Below are 18,813 nucleotides of genomic sequence, written 5' to 3'. Positions count from 1 at the left end.
TGCGTGCGCTGCAGGGAGGAATTGTGGACCGTACCGCCGCTGTCGGCGAAGCGTCCGATCCGGCCGAGATCTCGCAGGGGGCAGACGGCGCGGCTGAGCCGCTGCCGCGGAGGCGGCCGTCGGCGCGGGCGCCGGAGATCGCCGGGGAGCCGGTCAACTGGTTCGGCGGTGACGCCGGGACAGGTTCCTCACCTGTGGCGCCTGCCGCGTCTTCCGACAGTTCGCCGCTTTCCGTTCCGCCGCAGCCGGTCTCGTCGCCGCCCGAGTTCGGGCCGGCCTCGCCCGGCGGGCCGGGACGGGTCTCGTTCGGGTTCAGTGACGGGCCGATCGGTGGGGCGCGGGCGTCCCGGGGGCGCGAGGACGAGGACACCGGATCGTGGGAGGGACTTCCGCGCCGGCGTCGTGCCGGGGACGGATCGGAAGAGCTGCCGATCGTGCGGAAGACCGGCAACGGCACGGAGGACGCCCCGGGCGCTTCCCCGCCCGCCGGGCCGGACAGCGGACCGCTGTCCGGGCTGGCCACCCCGCTCTGGCCGGACACCGTTCCCGCCCCGGCCGGGGCGGTCCCGGCCTCAGGCGCGGAGTTCGGGTCCCCGTCGTCGTGGACGCCGCCGGGCCCGGCCGAGCCGACGGTGTGGGCCGACCGCCCCGCGACCGCGCCGCCCCCGCGACCCCGGCAGTCCCGGCTGGTCACGGCGGGCATGGCGGTGCTCGGGGTGGTGGCGGTCGCGGCGATCGCGCTGACCGGCGTCGTCTACTACACCGGCGACGACAGCGGGCTCAGCGAGATGCTGCCGGGCTCGTCGAAGGATCAGCAGGTGGTCAGCGGCCCGCTCGGCGATCAGAACACGGCGACGTTCGAGCTGATGGCGGCGACCGACCGGGTCCGGCTGCGGATCGGTGAGCTCGGCGAGGACCTCTACCGGGTGAGCGCGCCCGAGGGGACCGGCGTACGGCCCAGCGCGGAACTCCGCGACGACCGGCTGCGGGTGGACCTGACCCGGGAGGCCGCCGGGACCGGTGGCGAGGTGGAGATCGTGCTGGCGGCGAAGGTGCGGTGGACGATCCGGTTCTCCGGGTACTCGGCCGAGCGGATCGTCGACCTCACCGAGGGGCGGATCAAGGGGATCGAGCTGGTCGGCGGCACCCGCCGGGCGGAGATGACCCTGGCCGAGGCGTCCGGCACGGTGCCGATGCGGATCACCGGCGGGGTCGAGGAGCTGATCCTGCGGGCGCCGGCCGGCAGCCCGGTGCGGGTCAAGGTCGGCGGGGGCGCGGGTTCGGTGACGGCCGGGTCGCGGACCCTCAAGGATGTCGCGCCCGGTTCCACCCTGACGCCGAAGGGCTGGAGCAACGGCAACCGGTACGACGTGGACGCGGTCGCCCCGGTCACCCTGCTGACGGTAGAGACCGCCTGACCCGTCCCCGGGGCAGGCGGTCCCACCGCCGACGTCAGTTCAGAACGCGCAGGCGGACGGTCTGCTCCATGTCGCGGAGCTGGTCGAGCACCTCGTCGGGGTAGCCCCGGGCGATGTCGGTGATCAGGTAGCCGTACTCCCCGCGGGTGCTGAGCATCTGGCCCTCGACGTTCACGTTGTGCTCGGCGAGGATCCGGTTGACCTGGGCCAGCACGCCGGGCGTGTTCTTGTGCATGTGCACGATGCGGTGCATGCCGGGCAGCTCGGGCAGGGTCACGCCGGGCAGGTTCACGCTGAGCGTGGTGTTGCCCTCGGTGACGAACTTGGCCAGCTTGTTGGCGACGAAGCCGCCGATGTCGGACTGCGCCTCCTCGGTCGAGCCGCCGATGTGCGGGGTGAGGATCACGTTCGGCAGGCCGCGCAGCTCGGACAGGAACTCGTCGCCGCGGCCCTTCGGCTCCTTCGGGAACACGTCGACGGCGGCGCCGGCCAGGTGGCCGCTCTTCAGCGCGTCCCGCAGGGCCAGGTGGTCGACGACGATGCCGCGGGACAGGTTCAGGAAGAGGCTGCCGGGGCGCATCTTGGCGAACTGCTCGGCGCCGAAGAAGCCGGCGTTGCCGGGGCGGCCGTCCACGTGCATGGTGACGATGTCGCTGGACTCCAGCAGCTCGTCCAGGCTGGCGCACCGGTGCGCGTTGCTCAGCGCCAGCTTGTCGGCGGTGTCGTAGAACGAGACCGACATGCCCAGGTTCTCCGCGAGGACGGAGAGCTGGGTGCCGATGTTGCCGTAGCCGACGATGCCGAGGCGGCGGCCGCGGATCTCGTGGGCGCCGTCGGCCGACTTGTCCCACACGCCGGTGTGCATCAGCGCGTTCTTCTCGGTGAGCCGCCGGGTCAGCGCGATGATCTCGGCGATCGCCAGCTCCACCACCGAACGGGTGTTGGAGAACGGGGCGTTGAACACCGCGACACCGCCGGCCGTGGCCGCGGACAGGTCGATCTGGTCGGTGCCGATGCAGAACGCGCCGATGCCGACCAGCTTGTCGGCGGCCTCCAGCACCTTCGCCGTCACCTGGGTCTTGGAGCGGATACCGAGGAGGGAGACTCCGGAGATGCGCTCGATCAGCTCGACCTCGTCGAGAGCGTTGCGCAGGGACTCGACCTGGAAACCGTCCTCCTCGAGCCGGGAGACGGCGTCGGGGTGGATGTTCTCCAGAAGCAGGACTCGCACCTTGGGCTGGTCGGTCATCATCTTCCGTTCCATGTTTCGGTTGGGCTCCCGGGCCGCCACGCCGAAGCCCAGTTCACGGGCGTCAAGCCTAGTCCCCCGGCGTGCCGGGCCCGGTGCGGTGTGCTTGAGGTCCCATCTACCGGTCAACCCCGTAACTGTTACGGGACGGCGGCGGGTGTGGTTCAGCCCCGTTTCGGTTATGCCCGGCTGTGCTGAGACGGCGGTTCGCGTCAGTCGCCGAGCGCGGTCCGGAGCCAGGGCAGCAGGGCGTCGCCCCGGGACCGCTGGAACGCGCGGAAGGTCGGCGCATTCGGCGGCGCGGGCAGCCGGGCCGAGTACTGGAAGACGCCGGCGAGCGCGGCGATGATGCCCACCGCGGCGGTCTCGCCGGATTCGGCCAGGAGCGGGCCGGGATCACCGCCGTGCGCGATCACGTCGGTCGACAGGAACACCGAGTCCAGCCAGTGCGGGCCGACACACGTCCACGCCCAGTCGACGAGGACGAACCGGCCGTCCGGGCGGATCAGGATGTTGTCGGCCCGCAGGTCGCCGTGTACCACGGTGTCGCCGCCGGACATCGCGGCGACGCCCCGGTCGGCGGCGTCCCGCAGGGCGCCGATCCGCTTCGCGGCCCACGGGTCGAGGTCGTCCGGCGGGGCCGCCGCCAGGTCCGCCCACAGGCCGAACATCGGGGCGTACGTCTCGGTCGCGGTGGGCAGGCCGGTCAGGGGCGGCGGCGTGAGCAGGGTGGCGAGGTCGCGCAGCGCGGTTGCGGCAGCGTCGATCTCCGCTTCGACCCAGGGGGTACGGGGATGCGTCCCGGCCACGTCCTCCAGGACCAGCACCACCCACTCGCCGTCGTCGAAGCCGCCGAGCACACGGGGCGCCGGCGCGTGCTCCGGCAGGGCGGCGGTGACCCATGACTCCTGCCGGGCCATCTGGGCCGACCGCTCGTTGAGGGCCGGGCTGACCGCCTTGACGAAGGCCCGTGCGCCGGAGGCGGTCCGGACCCGGTCGGCGGTGCCCGGCGAGAACCCGCCGGGCTGGGAGTCGGCCGTCACCACCGGCCCGCCCCCGATGATCTCCTCGATCCTGTCCCGCACCGGGCCGGGCAGGTCCGCCCAGCCGATCCGCGCCCCGTTCGTCAGCGTCATCCCGGGATCGTGGCAGGGGATCGCAAGACGGCGATACGCATTTTCCGGACCGGGAGTGGGTAGACCCGGCCGGTGCCCGGAATCGTCGATGGGGCCGGGCGCGAGGTGGGGTCGATGGGATCGCTGGGCTGGGCCGTCACGCTGTCGGTGCTGTCGGCCGCGAGTTACGCGGCCGCCGCCGTGGCGCAGGAGCGGCTCGCCCGGCACGGCCAGCGCGGCCGGTCCCGCTGGGCGGTGGCGCTGCTGCTCACCGCCGCCGGGGCGATCCTGCACGTGTACGCGCTCAACTTCGGGACGGTCGCCGTCGTGCAGGCGCTGGGCACCCTCACCCTGCTGTTCGCGCTGCCGATCGAGGTGGTCCGCTACCGCACCCGGATCAGCCGGGGTTCCTGGGTGGCCGCCGCGATGACGGTGGCCGGGCTGGCCGCGATCCTGTCGCTGTCGGTCGGGGCGGACGGGCCGGCGCTGCTCGGCGACACCGAGGTGTGGGTTCTCGGCGGGGTCGCCGCCGCAGCGATGCTCGCCTGTTCCCTGGCCGCCTGGCGGGCCAGTCCACGGGCGCGGGGAGTGCTGCTGGCCGCGGCGGCCGGTATCGCCTTCGGGATCTCGTCGGTGCAGTCCAAGGCGGTGCTGGCGGCGTTCACGAGCGGCGGTATCGGCGCGATCCCGGTGGTCGCGGCGGTGCTGGTGGTGGCGTTCGCGGTGGGCGGCTACCTGCTCGGGCAGCTGTCCTACCGGGGCGCCGGGCTGGCCGGGCCGCTGGCCACGGTCAGCGTGACGAACCCGCTGGTGGCGGCAGTCGCCGGGGTGGTGCTGTTCGGTGAGGGCGTCCGGCACGGGACGGCCGGGCTGGTGGCGATGGCGGCCGCGGCGCTGGTCATGGGGTGGGGTGTGATCGGGCTGGCCCGGCGGTCGGCCGCGTCGTCGCCCGGGGACCACGGCGCGGCTGAGGACCCGTACCGGCAAATGGTTGTCAGGAAGCCCGGGGGAGGAGGACCGTGACCGTCAGGCCTCCCTCGTCGCGGGCGTCGGCGTGCAGTCTGCCGTGGTGGGCGCCGACGATCGCCCGGACGATGGACAGGCCCAGGCCGGCGCCGCCGGACGGGGCGGCGAGACGGTCCCTGCCGTACCGGCGGAACGGCTCGAACAGGCCGGCCACCTCGTAGCGGGGCACGACCGGGCCGGAATTGCTGACCTGCAGCTCCACCCAGCCGTCCGGGCGGGAACCGGTGGTGACCGTGACCCAGCCGTCCGGGACGTTGTGCCGGACCCCGTTCTCGATCAGGTTCTGCACCAGTCGTTCCAGCAGGACCGGATCACCGAGGGTGGGCGCCTCGGCGGGTTCGGCGATGACCGTGACGGTGTCCGAGAGGGCGACGTGATCGACGATGTCGGCCAGGTCGACGTACGACCGTTCGGTGATCTCCCGGTCCGAGCGGGCCAGCAGCAGCAGACCGTCGATCAGGCGGCTGTGCCGCTCGTTGATCGCCAGCAGGGTGGCGCCGAGCTGCCGCACCTCCGGCGGCGTCCCGGCCGGCTCCAGGGCCACCTCCAGCAGGGTCCGGTTCAAGGTCAGCGGGGTACGCAACTCGTGCGACGCGTTGGCGATGAAGCGGCGCTGGCCGTCCAGTGACTGGTCGAGGCGGGCCAGCATCAGGTCGAACGTGTCGGCCAGCTGCTTCAGCTCGTCGTCCGGGCCGTCCAGGGCGATCCGCTCGTGCAGGCCCCGGTCGGCGGCCGGGGACTCGGCGATCCGCCGGGCCGCCGCGGTGACCTGGTGCAGCGGCTGCAGCAGGCGGCCGGCGATCAGCCAGCCCAGCGCGATGGCCGCCGCGCTCACCACGATCAGCGCGATGGCGCCCTGGGTGAGCAGCGCGTTCAGCGCCTCCGCCCGGGTGCCCTCGACGATCTGCTGGAAGCTCTTCTGCGTGGTGCTCCCGTCCGGTGCCGGGACCAGGGTGTTCGCCGCGGTGATCATCGGACGGTCGCGTTCCACCAGCACGTAGATGGCGGCCAGCAGCACCACGCCGGCCAGGATGAACAGGCCGCCGTAGACGAGGGTGAGCCGGCCGCGCACGGTGAGCCTCATCGGATCCGGTACCCCACTCCCGGCTCGGTCAGCACCACCGGCGGATCGCCCAGCTTGCGGCGCAGTTTCAGGATCGTCATCCGGACGGCGTGGGTGAACGGGTCGGCGTTCTCGTCCCACGCCTTCTCCAGCAGCGTCTCGGCGGACACCGCGACACCGTCGGCGCGCAGCAGCTCGGCCAGCACCGCGAACTCCTTGCGGGACAGCGGCACGTACCGGCCGTCGCGGTGCACCTCCCGCCTATACGGGTCGAGGCTGATCCCGGCCCGGCGCAGGACCGGCGGCGCGGCCGGGCGGGCCCGGCGGCCGAGCGCGGCGACCCGGGCCGACAGCTCCCGGAACGCGAACGGTTTCGGCAGGTAGTCGTCGGCGCCCAGGGCCAGCCCGGTGACCCGGTCGTCGATCCCGGCGGCGGCGGTCAGCATCAGCACCCGGATCGCGGCCTTGCGTTCGGCGAGGACCTGGCACACCTTGTCGCCGTGCACCACCGGCACGTCCCGGTCCAGCACCACCACGTCGTAGTCGTTGACGTCGATCCGCTCCAGCGCCGAACCGCCGTCGTAGACGACGTCGACGGCGTGGGCCTCCTGCCGCAGCCCCTGCGCCACCGTGTCGGCGAGCAGCGGCTCGTCCTCGACCACCAGGATTCGCATACGCCCATCTTCACCCCTGCCGATGTCACCGCGGCGTCACCGTTTTCCGTGACGCCGCGGTGACGCGCCGGTCGCTCTACTTCGGTGCGTGGCGGCCGCCCGGCCGCCGGCGAAGGAGACCGGAGATGAGACTCAGGACGGTTGCCACTCTCGGCGTCCTGCTCGCGGCGATGACGGTGGGCTGCGCGAAACCGCAGGTGAACAGCCCCGGGGTGGCCACGGCGGCCAGCGCGGCCCCGACGGCGTCGGCCGGCGTTGATACGCCCGGCGACAGCGACGGCGACGGTCTGGCGTTCGCGAAATGCATGCGCGAGCAGGGCCTCGACTGGTTCCCGGACCCGAAGGAGGACGGGCGGATGGAGATCAACATTCCCAAGGGCAGCGACGCGAAGAAGGTCGAGAAGGCCCACGAGGCGTGCAAGGAACACCTGCCCGACGGTGGGGAGCCGCCGAAACTGAGCGCCGAGGACCTGGAACGGGAACGCAAGTTCGCCGCGTGCATGCGGGAGAACGGCGTCAGCGGATACCCCGACCCGGAACCGAACGGCCGGCTGAGGATCGATGGCCGCACCATCGGCGCCGAACCCGGCAGCGAGAAGTGGAACGCCGCCGAGAAAGCCTGCGCGCAGTTCAAGAACCCGGGCGGGAAGCACACCGAGAACCAGGCGGCACACGCATGAGACGCCTGGCGATCGCCGGCACGGCTGCCGTGCTGACCGCGGGCGGGGTGGCCGCTTTCCTGATCACCGGTGGCCTGCCGTCGGCCTCCGGCAGCACCACCCCGCAGGCCACCGGCAGCGCGTCCGCGGCGACCGCGGAGATCACCCGGCAGACGCTCGTCGACAAGGAGAGCCACGACGGTTCCCTCGGGTATGGCGACACCGCCGCCCTCACCACCCGGCTGACCGGCACCGTCACGTTCCTGCCGGCGGCCGGGGCGACGATCAGGCGTGGCGGTGCGCTCTACCGCGTCGACAACGATCCGGTGGTGCTGCTGTACGGGGCCCTGCCCGCCTACCGGACCCTGTCACCGGGCGTCGAGGGCGCCGACGTGCTGCAGTTCGAACGGAACCTGTGGGCGCTGGGCCACCGCGGGTTCACCGTCGACGACGAGTACACCTCCGCGACGGCGGACGCGGTCGAGGAGTGGCAGGAGGACCTCGGGCTGGACGAGACCGGCGCCGTCGACCTGGGCCGCGTCGTCTACGCGGCCGGGCCGATCCGGGTCGCCACCCGCTCGGCCGACCCCGGCGCGGCGGTCCAGCCCGGCGCCGAACTGCTCACCACCAGCGCCACCACCCGGTACGCCACGGTCTCCCTCGACATCGAGGACCAGCGGCTCGCCCGGAAGGGGGCGAGGGTGGACGTGACCCTGCCGGACGGCAGCACCACCGCCGGCCGGATCACCGCGCTGGAGACCACCGTCGAGGAGGCGGAGAACCCGGGCCAGGAGGACGCCACCAAGATCGTGGTGACGGTCGGGTTCGACAAGGCGCCGCAGGGGCTCGACGACGCGGCGGTGGAGGTCCTCTTCGTCTCCTCGCAGCGGGAGAACGTGCTGACCGTACCCGTGAACGCTCTGGTCGCTCTCGCCGAAGGCGGCTACGGGCTGCAGCTCGCCGACGGATCCTTCCGGGCGGTCGAGACCGGCCTGTTCGCCGACGGCCGGGTCGAGGTCACCGGCGCCGGCCTCACCGAGGGCACGAAGGTACGGGTGCCCGCATGAGCGCCGTGATCGAACTGGCCGGGGTCACCAAGAGCTACCCGGGCGGGGTGCACGCGCTGCGCTCCGTCGACCTGACCGTCGAGCCGGGCGAACTGATCGCCATCGTCGGCCCGTCCGGCTCCGGCAAGTCGACGATGCTCAACCTGATCGGCACCCTCGACCGGCCCACCTCCGGCACCGTCCGCATCGACGGCCACGATGTGGCGGCGCTCTCCGACCGGCAGCTGTCCGCGCTGCGGGCCCGCCGGATCGGTTTCGTGTTCCAGTCGTTCCACCTGGCGCCCGGCCGCGACGCCGTCACCAACGTGGCCGACGGCCTGCTCTACACCGGCCTGCCCCGCCGTGAACGCGAACGCCGCGCCGGGAACGCCCTGGCCCGGGTCGGTCTCGCCGGCCGCCTCGGGCACCGGCCGCACCAGCTCTCCGGCGGCGAACGGCAGCGGGTCGCGGTGGCCCGCGCGGTCGCCGGCGACCCGGCCGTGCTGCTCGCCGACGAACCCACCGGCAACCTCGACTCGGCGTCCGGCGCCGGCGTCGTCGACCTGCTGCGGGAACTCAACGCGTCCGGCACCACGGTCCTGGTGATCACCCACGACCACGAGATCGCCGGCGCGCTGCCCCGGCAGGTGCCGATGCGCGACGGGCAGGTGGTCTGAGATGGCCGCCGCACTCCGCCCGGCCCGGCTGCGCCCGTCCGACCTGCTGCGCCTCGGCGGGTACGGCCTGCGGTCCCGGCCCCTGCGGGCGGTGCTGTCCGCGCTCGGCATCGCCATCGGCATCGCCGCGATGGTGTCCGTCGTCGGGATCTCCGCCTCCGGGCAGGCCGCCCTGGACGCGCGGCTCGCCGCCCTCGGCACCAACCTGCTCACCGTCGCGCCCGGGCAGACCATGTTCGGTGACGACGCGACCCTGCCCGACGAGGCCCTCGCCATGATCGAACGGATCGGTCCGGTCACCTCGGCAACCGCCGTCGGCGCGGTCAGCGGAACCTCCGTCTACCGCACCGACCGGATCCCCAGGAGCGAGAGCGGCGGGCTGGCCGTGCTCGCCGCGCAGCTGGACCTGCTGGACACCGTCAACGCACGGCTGGCCGCCGGGACCTGGCTCAACGCGGCCACCTCCCGGTACCCGGCGGTCGTGCTCGGCGCCGCCGCGGCCCGCCGGCTCGGTGCGGTGCCCGCCGTCCACATCGACGGCCGTACCTACTCCGTGATCGGGGTCCTGGAGGACGTGCCGCTGGCCCCGGAACTCGACACCGCCGTCCTGATCGGGTGGGACGCCGCCGCGTCGTACCTGGACTTCGACGGCCACGCCACCCGCGTCTACACCCGATCCGCCGAGTCCCAGGTGGAAGCGGTCCACGGCGTCCTCGCCGCCACCGCCAACCCGCAGAACCCCGACGAGGTCGACGTCTCCAACCCGTCCGACGCGCTGATCGCCCAGCGGGCCGCCGCCCGGACCTTCAACTCGCTGCTGCTCGGGCTCGGCGCGGTGGCGCTGCTGGTCGGCGGGATCGGGGTGGCCAACACGATGGTCATCTCAGTGCTGGAACGGCGATCCGAGATCGGGCTGCGGCGTTCCCTCGGGGCGACCCGCGGGCAGGTCCGTACCCAGTTCGTCGCCGAGTCGCTGCTGCTGTCACTGCTCGGCGGGGCCGGCGGGGTACTCGGGGGAGGGGTGGTGACGCTGGTGTACGCCGGGACGCAGCAGTGGCCGGCTGTCGTACCGATGTGGGCGGTCGCCGGTGGGCTGGCCGCGACCCTGCTGATCGGGGCGGTGGCCGGGCTCTACCCCGCGATCAGGGCGGCGCGGCTGGCGCCGACGGAAGCGCTGTCCGCTGCCTGATCATCTTCCCCCGCTCGCACATTGATCCGACCTGGGAGCGTTCCCGTATCGATGGGTGAAGTGATCGATCACGAGTGGGGGAAGCAGCAGGTCCATGCAACGAAAACTGATCATCACCGCCGGGCTCGCCGTCGCCATGGCCGGCGCCGGAGTCGCGGTCGCGACGGCCGCTCAAGCCGCTGTGCCCACCGTGAACTGTCCGCAGGTCACCGTCACCGTCAACGTCCCGGCACGCGCGCAGGCCGAGGTCGACAACAACCTCCGCCTGCTCGACCAGCAGATCAACGAGGCGAACAACCGGATCGCCTCGACCGTCGGGCAGGGCGGCCCCAACTTCATCCAGAACGCGATCCTCGGCCCGCTCAAGGACAAGCGGTTCGCCACCATCAACCGGATCGAGACCGCCATCGAACGCGGCGCGCCCCGGCCCAACCTGAACGCCGAGGGCCTGTCCGCCTGCACCCTCAACCAGAACGGCGGGGCGCCCGCGGTCACCACCCCGCCTGCCGCGCAGCCCGGCAACAACCTGGGCATCCTCACCGACACCTGCGAGACCAGCCGGCTGCAGCCGCACGACGGGTTCCAGCGCGGCGAACGATGCGTCTCCACCGAGTTCGGTGAGGTCGGCGGGGCCGCGAGCAACCCCACCCTGCTGATCACCCGGGCTCCGCAGCAGGTGCGCCGCAACCAGCCCTTCACGCTGCAGATCAGCACCCGCAACCTGATCCGCGACCGGTTCCTCGCGGCTGGTCAGGGCGGCTACTACGTGGAGTCCAGCGTGCTGCAGGGCGGCCTGGTCCGCGGCCACTTCCACACCGCCTGCCGGATCCTCGGCAGCACCCGTCAGGCGCCGGCGCCCGATCCGGTCCCGGCGTTCTTCGTCGCCACCGAGGACAGCAAGGGCGGCGCCACCCCGGACACCATCGCCATCCAGGTGCCCGGACTCGCGCAGGCCGGCGACTTCCAGTGCTCGGCCTGGGCAGGCGACGGGTCGCACCGCATCCCGATGATGGAACGCGCCAACCAGACGCCCGCCCTCGACTCCGTACGGGTCAGGGTCCGCTAGTTTCGTGACCCGCTCAGTTCGCCTGAACTGGGCGGGTCAACGACACCGAACCACCCATGCACAGGCCCGGCTCCTTGCCCAGCTTCTCGGCGATCTGCAGGCAGCGGGCCACCTGGTCGACACTCGAGTCGGTCCGGGTGATCTCCGCGCGGGTCTTCGCGTTCGCCTTGTCGATCTCCAGGTTGCGGGCCTCCAGGATCTTCTGGCCGTACGCCGAGATCGCCTGCGTGGTCGGCTCGTCGTACCGCGGCGACTCGAACGCCACCGACTTCACCACGACCTCGTCACCGAGCGACTCGTTCAGCGCCTTGATCAGCGGCTCCTTGTAGGTCTTGTTCAGATCCGGCGCCGGCGCGTCCCCACTGGTCACATCCACCGCGCCGAGCGGATCGAACGACGCGAAGATCGACGTCATGGCCCCGTTGATCTGCGGGTTCACCCGGCGCTCGACGAACACCTCGAAGCGGCTCAGGCCACCGACCTCCCGGTAGGCCGCCCAGTTCTCCGGCGCGTTCTCCGCCTTCGCCGACCACTCGATCTGCACCGGGATGCAGGCCCGCCGCTGCGCCGCGATGGTCACCCAGACACATTTGTCACCGAGATGCGTGTACGTCTGACCGGACGCGTCCCAGTCGTTGATGTCCTCCCACGGCGCCGTCCACTGCAGGCCCGCGCCGGTGGTCCGGCCGGTCGGCTTCCCCCAGGTGGTGACGATGCCCACGTTGCGGGTCGGCACCACCGAGATGCAGGACGCCACGATGAACGCCACCGACAGGAACAGCCCCGTCGCGAACGTGGCCCACGCATTGCGGCGAACCTTGCCGGTCTTGTTCATAAGGGCGGTGAGCAGCGCGAAGACCGCGACTGCCGCGAGAATGACACCGAAGACGAACATGATCCGACGATAGGGCCACCCCTCAACATCATTTTCTGGTACGGGTGAACCCGGCCCGCCGATATCGCTCAGCGAGGGCGGCCGGCCGTGCCGGGGTGGCGCGCGGAGCCGCCGCCTCCTCGGGTGGGTCGGGGTGTCCCTGGGCTGCGCCGATCCGGCCTTCGGGTCAGTCGTGCCTGTGTCCGGGCGATGCGGTCACGGCCGAGACTGAGGCACCGGGATCAGTTCTCGATCTTGTGGACCTGACGCCGGACCCGGGCGTACAAGATCAGGATCGTGCCCCATCTTGACGACTTGATCCGAGGGCGAACCGCCGGAATCGTTGCGCTGACGTCTGGCGCGCAGCAGTGGAACGGCCCCCGAGCGACAGCTCAGGGCCGTGTTCGTCTAGTCAGATGGCGCGCCCGGCAGGATTCGAACCTGCGACCGACGGATTAGAAGTCCGTTGCTCTATCCGCTGAGCTACGAGCGCTGGCCAGCACATACTAGGCGGTCGTGCCGGACTTGTCGTCCGCCTTGTCCTCGGCGCTGCGTTCGACGGCGGATTCGGCGGCCTCCAGGACGGTGGCTATGCCCGCTTGGTCCTCCGGGGCGGGCGGAATCTCCACATCCGGGGTGCCCGGCGGCGGCAGGAAAGCGTCCACCCAGCGTCCCAACTCGCGGAACACCTCGGTGCGTACCTCCTTGCCGGAGAGCGTCAGGTCGTGCATGCCGCCGTCGAAGCGGGCGATCGTCACCCGCGGGCCGAGGCCCGGCGCCCATCGTGTGATGTGTTCCACGTCCAGCACCGAGTCGCTCTGCCGGACGTCGTCGTGCCACTCCCGGCCGCGGAAGGTCCGTTTCGAGCAGGCGACCAGCACCGGCGCGTCGATCTCCAGGCCGGCGCGCAGTTTGCGCTGGCCCCGGCGGATCGCGTCCAGCCATCCCATCGTGACCGGGAAACCCAGGATCGGCTTCCAGGCCAGGTCGTAGTTCCACTCCCCGTGATGGTCGCTGTGCAGGCTCTGGCCGTACAACCCGAGAGAGGCGACGGGCATCTTCCGGTACGGCTTCCGGCCGCTCGCGGCGAGCACCATGGACATCAGCGGGCGCCGCATCACCCACGGCAGGTTGAAATCGAAGAACGGGCTGTTCAGGAACAGTCCGTCGACGACCTTCTGCTGGCGGCGGGTGTGCGCCCACAGCGAGGTGATCAGGCCCCCGGTGGAGTGGCCGGTCACCAGCAGCTGGTCGTGGCCGTCGTCCTCCCGGATGATCCGGGCCGCCTCGTCGAGCTCCGGGAAGTAGTCGGTGAGGCTGCGGGCGAAGTTCGGTGTCTGATGGGGGAGCAGGCTGCGCCCGTACTTGCGCAGGTCCAGGGCGTAGAAGTCCCAGCCCCGCTCGACGAAGAAGTCGGCCATGTGGGTCTGGAAGAAGTAGTCCACGAACCCGTGGACGTGCAGGACGGCCCGCCTTGCCGGTCTCTCCGCGCGGCGCCGGACCAGGGTCGCGACCACCGGGCCCTCGTCGTCGCTGCCCAGATCGATGGTGTGCCGTTCGTACGGCCATCCGAGGACGTCGGTCTCCACGCCCCCAGGTTACCCATGAGTACCGCCGGTTGCGCCATATCAGATCAGCGGCGGTACGGGCTCCGCCGTCCACAGAGCGGCGCTGTCCACACCCGTACCCCGCAAGATCTTCCCCGGTGACGCAAGCTCGGCGCCGATCGAAGCACCCGAGCCCTCCACAGGAAGAGAAAGTCGTGTTCGAGACCAACCTCGTCGTCGTCGGCAACGTGCTCACCGCGCCCGAATGGCGGCGCACCAACAACCAGAACCAGCTGGTCACCAACTTCCGGATCGCCTCCACCGCCCGCCGCTTCGACCGGGAGTCCGGCCGCTGGGTCGACGGCGACAGCCTCCGCGTCCGGGTGACCGCCTGGCGCCGGCTGGCCGAGGGCGTCGCCTCCTCCCTCGCCGTCGGCGATCCGGTCGTCGTCTACGGGCGCATCTACACCCGCGACTGGACCGACGACGACAACAAGCACCGCATCGCCTACGAGATGGAGGCGTTCGCGATCGGTCACGACCTGGCCCGCGGGCGCAGCCGCTTCCACCGCACCAAGGCGGTCCCCACCAGCGCCGTCGAGGATCCGGAGTCCGACGCCTTCGTCCGCGGCGAGGCCACCGAGCCGCTGCCGGAGGGTGAGATCCCGGTGGAGTTCGGCGACGGGCTGCCCGACGGGCCGGAACCGACGTTCCTGGAGGTCGTCGCCGACATCACCGAGCCCGAGGAGGAAACGCGTGCGGTACGGCGTACCGCACGCAAGGAACCTGTCGCCGCCTGAGACCTTCCACCCCGCCGCCGTGCGCCCGGACATCGAACCCCTGCGGATCTCCGGGCACGGTGGCGCCCGGCGGCCCGGCCGGCGACCCGCCTCCCCGGCAAGAGGCGTCCCGGCCGGGCTGCTGCGGCCCGGAACGCCGCGGTTCACTCCGATGGATTCCTTCGATCGGGATGGGCCGATCGTGCCGACGGAATGGGCCGCCTGTCGGAGCGGCCCGGGTGGGCCGCACGGGCTGCCACCCGGCAGACTGAACCCGTGCTGCTGAAGGAAATCCGCGCCCTCGTGTCCGAGACGGTGGTGCTGTCGCCGGAGGATCAGACGGCCGAGGACGTCAACACCAACTGGTTCGGCGCTCCACCCCACGAGCGCATGGGCCTGTCCGCGGACGAGGTCGTCACCGCGTTCGAGGAGACCGCGGCCGGGCTGCGGCACCGGGTGTCCGGCGCCGGGCACCGGGGCACCGCGACGTTCTACGTCTGGCACGACGCCGTCGCCGGGCAGTTGCGCTGCTCGGCCGGCACCAGGAAACCCGGCGACCTGCCGTTCGACTGCGACTACCAGATCACCGAGGACCTGCGGGCGATCGTGGTCGAGTTCCTGGAGGACCGGGCGCCCGGGTCGATCGTCTGGGGCGAGCTCGAGCCGGTGCCGTACCCCGACGACGACTCGGAACCGCCGGCGCTCGCCGTCTGGGCGTTCGACCTCACCGCCGGCCGCTGACCGGTGCGTCAACGATGGGCCGCGGACGCGGCCGGACTCGTCGCGGGATACCTGCTCGACGCGGCGATCGGTGACCCCCGGCGGCTGCACCCGGTGGCCGGCTTCGGAACCGCGGCGGGCGCCCTGGAACGCCGTGTCCACCGGCCGCACCGCCGGGCCGGCGCGGTGTTCACCACGATCGCCGTCGGCGTGCCCGTCCTGGCCGGGCTCGCCGCGTCCCGGGCGACCCGGCGGCGCCCGGCCGCCCGGTTCGCGGTGACCGCCGCGGCCACCTGGACCGTCCTCGGTGGGCGCACCCTGCGGCGGGAGGCCCGGCTCATGGCCGGGCACCTGGAGTCCGGCGACCTGCCGGCCGCCCGGGGCCGGCTCAACCACCTGTGCGGCCGGGACCCGTCCACGCTCGACGAACCGGAACTCGCGCGCGCCACCGTCGAATCGGTTGCCGAGAACACCTCCGACGCGGTCGTCGCCCCGCTGCTGTGGGGCGCGCTGCTCGGGCCCGCGGGGCTGCTCGGGTACCGGGCGGCCAACACGCTGGACGCGATGGTCGGGCACCGGAACGCCCGGTACGCGCGGTTCGGCACGCCGTCCGCGCGGCTCGACGACCTGCTCAACCTGGCGCCGTCGCGGCTCACCGGGCTGCTCACGGTGGCGGTGGCGCCTCTGGCGGGCGGCAGTCCGCGGGAGACGCTGCGGGTGTGGCGGCGGGATCGGGGCGATCATCCGTCGCCCAATGCGGGGCAGTGCGAGTCGGCGATGGCGGGGGCGCTGGGGGTACGGCTCGGCGGGCGGAACGTCTATTTCGGGCGCAGCGAGACGCGGCCGTTCCTCGGCGACGGGCCGCGGCCGTCGGCTGCGCATCTGCGGCGGGCGGCGCGGGTGTCCGGAGCGGTGGGTGCGGTGACGGTGGTGCTGGCGGCCGCGGTCGCCGCCGTACGAGGCCGGATCTCGGCCCGATGACCGGCGCCCTCCTGGTCACCGGCACCACCTCCGACGCCGGCAAGAGCGTCCTCACCGCCGGCATCTGCCGCTGGCTGCACCGCAACGGCGTCCGGGTCGCCCCGTTCAAGGCCCAGAACATGTCCAACAACTCGGTCGTCGTGGTGACCGCCGGCGGCCGGGGCGGCGAGATCGGCCGGGCCCAGGCGATGCAGGCCGCCGCCTGCGGTATCGCCCCCGACCTGCGGTTCAACCCGGTCCTGTTGAAGCCCGGCAGTGACCGGTCCAGCCAGGTCGTCCTGCTCGGCGAGGCGGTCGACACGGTCACCGCCGGCAACTACCGGGCGCTGCGCCCACGGCTGGCCGAGACCGCGTACGCCGCCTTCGCCGACCTGCGCCGCGAGTACGACGTGGTGATCTGCGAGGGCGCCGGCAGCCCCACCGAGATCAACCTGCGTGACGGCGACTTCGTCAACATGGGCCTGGCCCGGCGGTTCGGCCTGCCCACGGTGGTGGTCGGCGACATCGACCGGGGCGGGGTCTTCGCGGCGTTCTTCGGGACCCTGGCGCTGCTGTCGCCGGAGGATCAGGAGCTGGTCGCCGGCTTCGTGATCAACAAGTTCCGGGGCGACCTGGGCCTGCTCCGCCCCGGGCTGGACATGATCACCGCGGCGACGGGCCGGCCGGTGCACGGGGTCCTCCCGTTCGACGGGGACGTCTGGCTCGACGCCGAGGACTCGCTGGCGTACGGCAGGACACTCGGCCGCCCCGGACCGCCGCGCGGAACCGCCTGGCTGCGCGTCGCCGTGGTCCGCGTCCCGCGGATCTCCAACGCCACCGACGCCGAGGCCCTCGCCGCCGAGCCGGGGGTGCGGGTGCAACTGACCGTGGAGCCGGCCGACATCGCCGACGCCGACCTGGTCGTGATCCCCGGCTCGAAGGCGACCGTGAGCGATCTCGCCTGGCTGCGCGCGACCGGCCTGGCCGACGCGATCACCGCCCACGCCGCCGCCGGCAAACCGCTGCTCGGCATCTGCGGCGGCTTCCAGATGCTGTCCGAGCGGATCCACGACGAGGTGGAGAGCGGGCGCGGCACGGTGCCCGGGCTGGGCCTGCTGCCGGTGGAGATCACCTTCGCGGCCCGCAAGACCCTGGCCCGATCGGCGGGGGCCGGGCTGGGCGCGCCGGCGACCGGCTACGAGATCCATCACGGGTACGTCTCCGCGGGCGCCCCGGAACCGTTGCTGCGGTACGACGACGGGCGGGCCGAGGGCGCCGCGGTGGGGAACGTCTTCGGCACCCACTGGCACGGCGCGTTCGAATCCGACGAGTTCCGCCGCCGGTTCCTCACCGAGGCCGCGCGGCTGGCCGGCCGGCACGGTTTCACGCCCGCGCCGGACGTCAGGTTCGCCGGGGTCCGGGAGCGTGCCCTGGACGTCCTGGGAGACCTGGTGACCGAGCATCTGGACACGGACGCGCTGTGGCGCCTGATCGAGAAGGGTCCCACGCCGGGGTGGCCGTTCGTACCCCCAGGCGCCCCGTAAGGGACTTCTCAGGGGCCACGCGTTGCGCCGGCGGCGTACGTTGGGCGGGCAAGCGCGGCCCCTGCGCCGCGGCAGCGGCGAGAACGGGGTGTGGCCCATGACGATCGAGGACGACAACCGGCCGGCGCGCCGCCGCGTGCCCCTGACCGGCATCAGCTCGCGGGCCTGGGAGCATCCGGCCGACCGGGGCGCCCTGTCGGCCCTGCGGGAGCTGCGCGGTTTCGACGACGTGGTGAAGACGTTCTTCGGCATGTGGAACGAGCGGGGTTTCCGGCTCATGTTCCTGGCCGGGGGCATCCGCGTCGACCACCGGCAGTACCCCCGGGTGTACCAGCTCTATGCCGAGGCGGGCACCTCGCTCGACGTGGCCGAGCTGCCCGAGCTCTACATCACGCAGAACCCGATGATCACCGGACAGGCCATCGGCCTGGACAAACCGTTCATCACCATCTCGACCGGCGCGGTGGAGAAGCTCGACGACGACGAGCTGCGGGCCCTGCTCGGGCACGAGCTGGGCCACGTGCGCAGCGGCCACGCCGTCTACAAGACCATCATGCGGATCCTGACCGGCTGGCTGACCAACCTGAGCTGGCTGCCGGTGGGGGTGTTCGCGCTCCGGGCGATCATCGCGGCGATGTACGAGTGGTGGCGCAAGGCGGAGCTGTCCGCCGACCGGGCCGGTCTGCTCGCCGGGCAGGACCCGGCCGCGTCTTTGCGCCTTCTGATGAAACTGGCGGGTGGTGGCGATCTGTCGCAGATCGACACCGCGGCGTTCCTGGAGCAGGCCTCGGAATACGAGGGCGGCGGAGACCTGCGCGACAGCCTTCACAAGATCGGCCTGACGGCGTACAGCAGCCATCCCGTCCCGGTCGCCCGGGCCGCCGAGCTGCGCAAGTGGATCGACTCCGGGGAGTACGCGCGGATTCTCGGCGGCGACTACCCGCGCCGTGACTCCGACGGCGACGCCTCGGTCAGCGAGGACGTGAAGGCGGCCGCCAAGGCGTACCAGGAGGACTTCGCCAACTCGCAGGATCCGCTGGTCGGCCTGGTGCGACGGCTCGGTGGCGGGGCCGCCGACCTGGCCGGGGCAGCTGCCGGAAAGGCGTACAACTGGGCCTCCGACGCGGCCCGGCGCGGGCGCGGCACCAACGGCGGCGACGGTACGCCGGACGCATGATCCACCGGCCGGGCCGGAAAGATGTCACCC

18 protein-coding genes and 1 tRNA gene are annotated in these 18,813 nt (G+C 72.4%); 12 read left to right on the top strand and 7 right to left on the bottom strand.

The features are described from left to right. Window positions 1-23 precede the first annotated feature (23 nt). The gene (locus ACZ3II_RS06990; RefSeq protein ID WP_465516703.1) at window positions 24-1,418 is read left to right on the top strand and encodes a hypothetical protein; all 1,395 of its coding nucleotides are present in this window, start codon (window positions 24-26) and stop codon (window positions 1,416-1,418) included. Between the two features lie 34 nt (window positions 1,419-1,452). Here ACZ3II_RS06990 and serA read toward each other — a convergent pair whose 3' ends face one another. Together serA and ACZ3II_RS06980 are read right to left on the bottom strand one after the other, a co-directional pair. After that, window positions 1,453-2,670, bottom strand: a complete 1,218-nt coding sequence (serA, locus tag ACZ3II_RS06985) for a phosphoglycerate dehydrogenase (protein WP_465516702.1) — start codon at window positions 2,668-2,670, stop codon at window positions 1,453-1,455. A 209-nt stretch (window positions 2,671-2,879) separates the two neighbouring features. Beyond that, window positions 2,880-3,803, bottom strand: a complete 924-nt coding sequence (locus ACZ3II_RS06980) for an aminoglycoside phosphotransferase family protein (RefSeq protein ID WP_465516701.1) — start codon at window positions 3,801-3,803, stop codon at window positions 2,880-2,882. Between the two features lie 114 nt (window positions 3,804-3,917). Between ACZ3II_RS06980 and ACZ3II_RS06975 the strand changes: the two genes are divergently transcribed. Beyond that, a complete protein-coding gene (locus ACZ3II_RS06975) occupies window positions 3,918-4,805 on the top strand; it encodes a DMT family transporter (RefSeq protein ID WP_465516700.1) in 888 nt (295 codons plus the stop codon). Here ACZ3II_RS06975 and ACZ3II_RS06970 read toward each other — a convergent pair. After that, on the bottom strand, window positions 4,777-5,892 hold the full coding sequence (locus ACZ3II_RS06970; RefSeq protein ID WP_465516699.1) for a sensor histidine kinase: 1,116 nt from the start codon (window positions 5,890-5,892) through the stop codon (window positions 4,777-4,779). The genes ACZ3II_RS06975 and ACZ3II_RS06970 overlap by 29 nt on opposite strands. Continuing rightward, complete coding sequence (locus ACZ3II_RS06965) at window positions 5,889-6,545, bottom strand: response regulator transcription factor (RefSeq protein WP_465516698.1); 657 nt, start codon at window positions 6,543-6,545, stop codon at window positions 5,889-5,891. Before ACZ3II_RS06965 ends, ACZ3II_RS06970 begins: the two co-directional genes overlap by 4 nt. A 125-nt stretch (window positions 6,546-6,670) precedes the next feature. On the opposite strand from ACZ3II_RS06965, the gene ACZ3II_RS06960 reads away from it, so the two are divergent. The 5 genes from ACZ3II_RS06960 (at window position 6,671) to ACZ3II_RS06940 (ending at window position 11,182) form a co-directional block, all read left to right on the top strand. Then, window positions 6,671-7,225: a hypothetical protein gene (locus ACZ3II_RS06960; protein WP_465516697.1), complete on the top strand. Its 555-nt coding sequence runs from the start codon at window positions 6,671-6,673 to the stop codon at window positions 7,223-7,225. Beyond that, the gene (locus tag ACZ3II_RS06955; RefSeq protein WP_465516696.1) at window positions 7,222-8,271 is read left to right on the top strand and encodes a peptidoglycan-binding protein; all 1,050 of its coding nucleotides are present in this window, start codon (window positions 7,222-7,224) and stop codon (window positions 8,269-8,271) included. The genes ACZ3II_RS06960 and ACZ3II_RS06955 overlap by 4 nt, the downstream gene beginning before the upstream one ends. A gap of 5 nt (window positions 8,272-8,276) precedes the next feature. Next, a complete protein-coding gene (locus tag ACZ3II_RS06950) occupies window positions 8,277-8,927 on the top strand; it encodes an ABC transporter ATP-binding protein (protein ID WP_465517240.1) in 651 nt (216 codons plus the stop codon). A gap of 1 nt (window position 8,928) precedes the next feature. After that, window positions 8,929-10,116 (top strand): ABC transporter permease, encoded by a 1,188-nt coding sequence (locus tag ACZ3II_RS06945; RefSeq protein WP_465516695.1) that lies wholly within the window; start codon window positions 8,929-8,931, stop codon window positions 10,114-10,116. Window positions 10,117-10,210: 94 nt separating this feature from the next. Beyond that, on the top strand, window positions 10,211-11,182 hold the full coding sequence (locus ACZ3II_RS06940; RefSeq protein ID WP_465516694.1) for a hypothetical protein: 972 nt from the start codon (window positions 10,211-10,213) through the stop codon (window positions 11,180-11,182). A 13-nt stretch (window positions 11,183-11,195) separates the two neighbouring features. On the opposite strand, the gene ACZ3II_RS06935 is transcribed toward ACZ3II_RS06940, so the two are convergent. The 3 genes from ACZ3II_RS06935 to ACZ3II_RS06925 all read right to left on the bottom strand — a co-directional run bounded on the left by ACZ3II_RS06935 (window position 11,196) and on the right by ACZ3II_RS06925 (window position 13,645). Further along, window positions 11,196-12,077, bottom strand: a complete 882-nt coding sequence (locus ACZ3II_RS06935) for an SPFH domain-containing protein (RefSeq protein ID WP_465516693.1) — start codon at window positions 12,075-12,077, stop codon at window positions 11,196-11,198. A 396-nt stretch (window positions 12,078-12,473) separates the two neighbouring features. After that, window positions 12,474-12,549: transfer RNA gene (locus ACZ3II_RS06930), tRNA-Arg, on the bottom strand. 13 nt (window positions 12,550-12,562) lie between these two features. Continuing rightward, a complete protein-coding gene (locus tag ACZ3II_RS06925) occupies window positions 12,563-13,645 on the bottom strand; it encodes an alpha/beta hydrolase (protein ID WP_465516692.1) in 1,083 nt (360 codons plus the stop codon). 173 nt (window positions 13,646-13,818) lie between these two features. Here ACZ3II_RS06925 and ACZ3II_RS06920 point away from each other — a divergent pair, with 173 nt between their 5' ends. The 5 genes from ACZ3II_RS06920 (at window position 13,819) to ACZ3II_RS06900 (ending at window position 18,783) form a co-directional block, all read left to right on the top strand. Further along, entirely contained in the window at window positions 13,819-14,403 is a 585-nt protein-coding gene (locus ACZ3II_RS06920) for a single-stranded DNA-binding protein (RefSeq protein ID WP_465516691.1), read from the top strand. 255 nt (window positions 14,404-14,658) lie between these two features. Beyond that, window positions 14,659-15,123 carry a hypothetical protein gene (locus tag ACZ3II_RS06915; RefSeq protein ID WP_465516690.1) on the top strand — a complete coding sequence of 155 codons (465 nt, stop codon included), beginning with the start codon at window positions 14,659-14,661 and terminating at the stop codon, window positions 15,121-15,123. 3 nt (window positions 15,124-15,126) lie between these two features. Then, window positions 15,127-16,083: a cobalamin biosynthesis protein gene (locus ACZ3II_RS06910; RefSeq protein ID WP_465516689.1), complete on the top strand. Its 957-nt coding sequence runs from the start codon at window positions 15,127-15,129 to the stop codon at window positions 16,081-16,083. Then, on the top strand, window positions 16,080-17,606 hold the full coding sequence (locus tag ACZ3II_RS06905; protein WP_465516688.1) for a cobyric acid synthase: 1,527 nt from the start codon (window positions 16,080-16,082) through the stop codon (window positions 17,604-17,606). Before ACZ3II_RS06910 ends, ACZ3II_RS06905 begins: the two co-directional genes overlap by 4 nt. A 97-nt stretch (window positions 17,607-17,703) precedes the next feature. After that, window positions 17,704-18,783 carry a M48 family metallopeptidase gene (locus ACZ3II_RS06900; RefSeq protein WP_465516687.1) on the top strand — a complete coding sequence of 360 codons (1,080 nt, stop codon included), beginning with the start codon at window positions 17,704-17,706 and terminating at the stop codon, window positions 18,781-18,783. Window positions 18,784-18,813: the final 30 nt, after the last annotated feature.

Source organism: Actinoplanes sp. NPDC019969 (assembly GCF_055562375.1).
Note: the sequence above shows the minus strand (reverse complement) of the source record. Positions and strands in the feature narration are given on the sequence as shown.

Bases quoted from the DNA above. Each gene is read 5' to 3' on its own strand.
- serA (WP_465516702.1), bottom strand. From the start codon at position 2,670: ATGATGACCGACCAGCCCAAGGTGCGAGTCCTGCTTCTGGAGAACATC.
- ACZ3II_RS06980 (WP_465516701.1), bottom strand. From the start codon at position 3,803: ATGACGCTGACGAACGGGGCGCGGATCGGCTGGGCGGACCTGCCCGGC.
- ACZ3II_RS06975 (WP_465516700.1), top strand. From the start codon at position 3,918: ATGGGATCGCTGGGCTGGGCCGTCACGCTGTCGGTGCTGTCGGCCGCG.
- ACZ3II_RS06970 (WP_465516699.1), bottom strand. From the start codon at position 5,892: ATGAGGCTCACCGTGCGCGGCCGGCTCACCCTCGTCTACGGCGGCCTG.
- ACZ3II_RS06965 (WP_465516698.1), bottom strand. From the start codon at position 6,545: ATGCGAATCCTGGTGGTCGAGGACGAGCCGCTGCTCGCCGACACGGTG.
- ACZ3II_RS06960 (WP_465516697.1), top strand. From the start codon at position 6,671: ATGAGACTCAGGACGGTTGCCACTCTCGGCGTCCTGCTCGCGGCGATG.
- ACZ3II_RS06955 (WP_465516696.1), top strand. From the start codon at position 7,222: ATGAGACGCCTGGCGATCGCCGGCACGGCTGCCGTGCTGACCGCGGGC.
- ACZ3II_RS06945 (WP_465516695.1), top strand. From the start codon at position 8,929: ATGGCCGCCGCACTCCGCCCGGCCCGGCTGCGCCCGTCCGACCTGCTG.
- ACZ3II_RS06940 (WP_465516694.1), top strand. From the start codon at position 10,211: ATGCAACGAAAACTGATCATCACCGCCGGGCTCGCCGTCGCCATGGCC.
- ACZ3II_RS06935 (WP_465516693.1), bottom strand. From the start codon at position 12,077: ATGTTCGTCTTCGGTGTCATTCTCGCGGCAGTCGCGGTCTTCGCGCTG.
- ACZ3II_RS06905 (WP_465516688.1), top strand. From the start codon at position 16,080: ATGACCGGCGCCCTCCTGGTCACCGGCACCACCTCCGACGCCGGCAAG.
- ACZ3II_RS06900 (WP_465516687.1), top strand. From the start codon at position 17,704: ATGACGATCGAGGACGACAACCGGCCGGCGCGCCGCCGCGTGCCCCTG.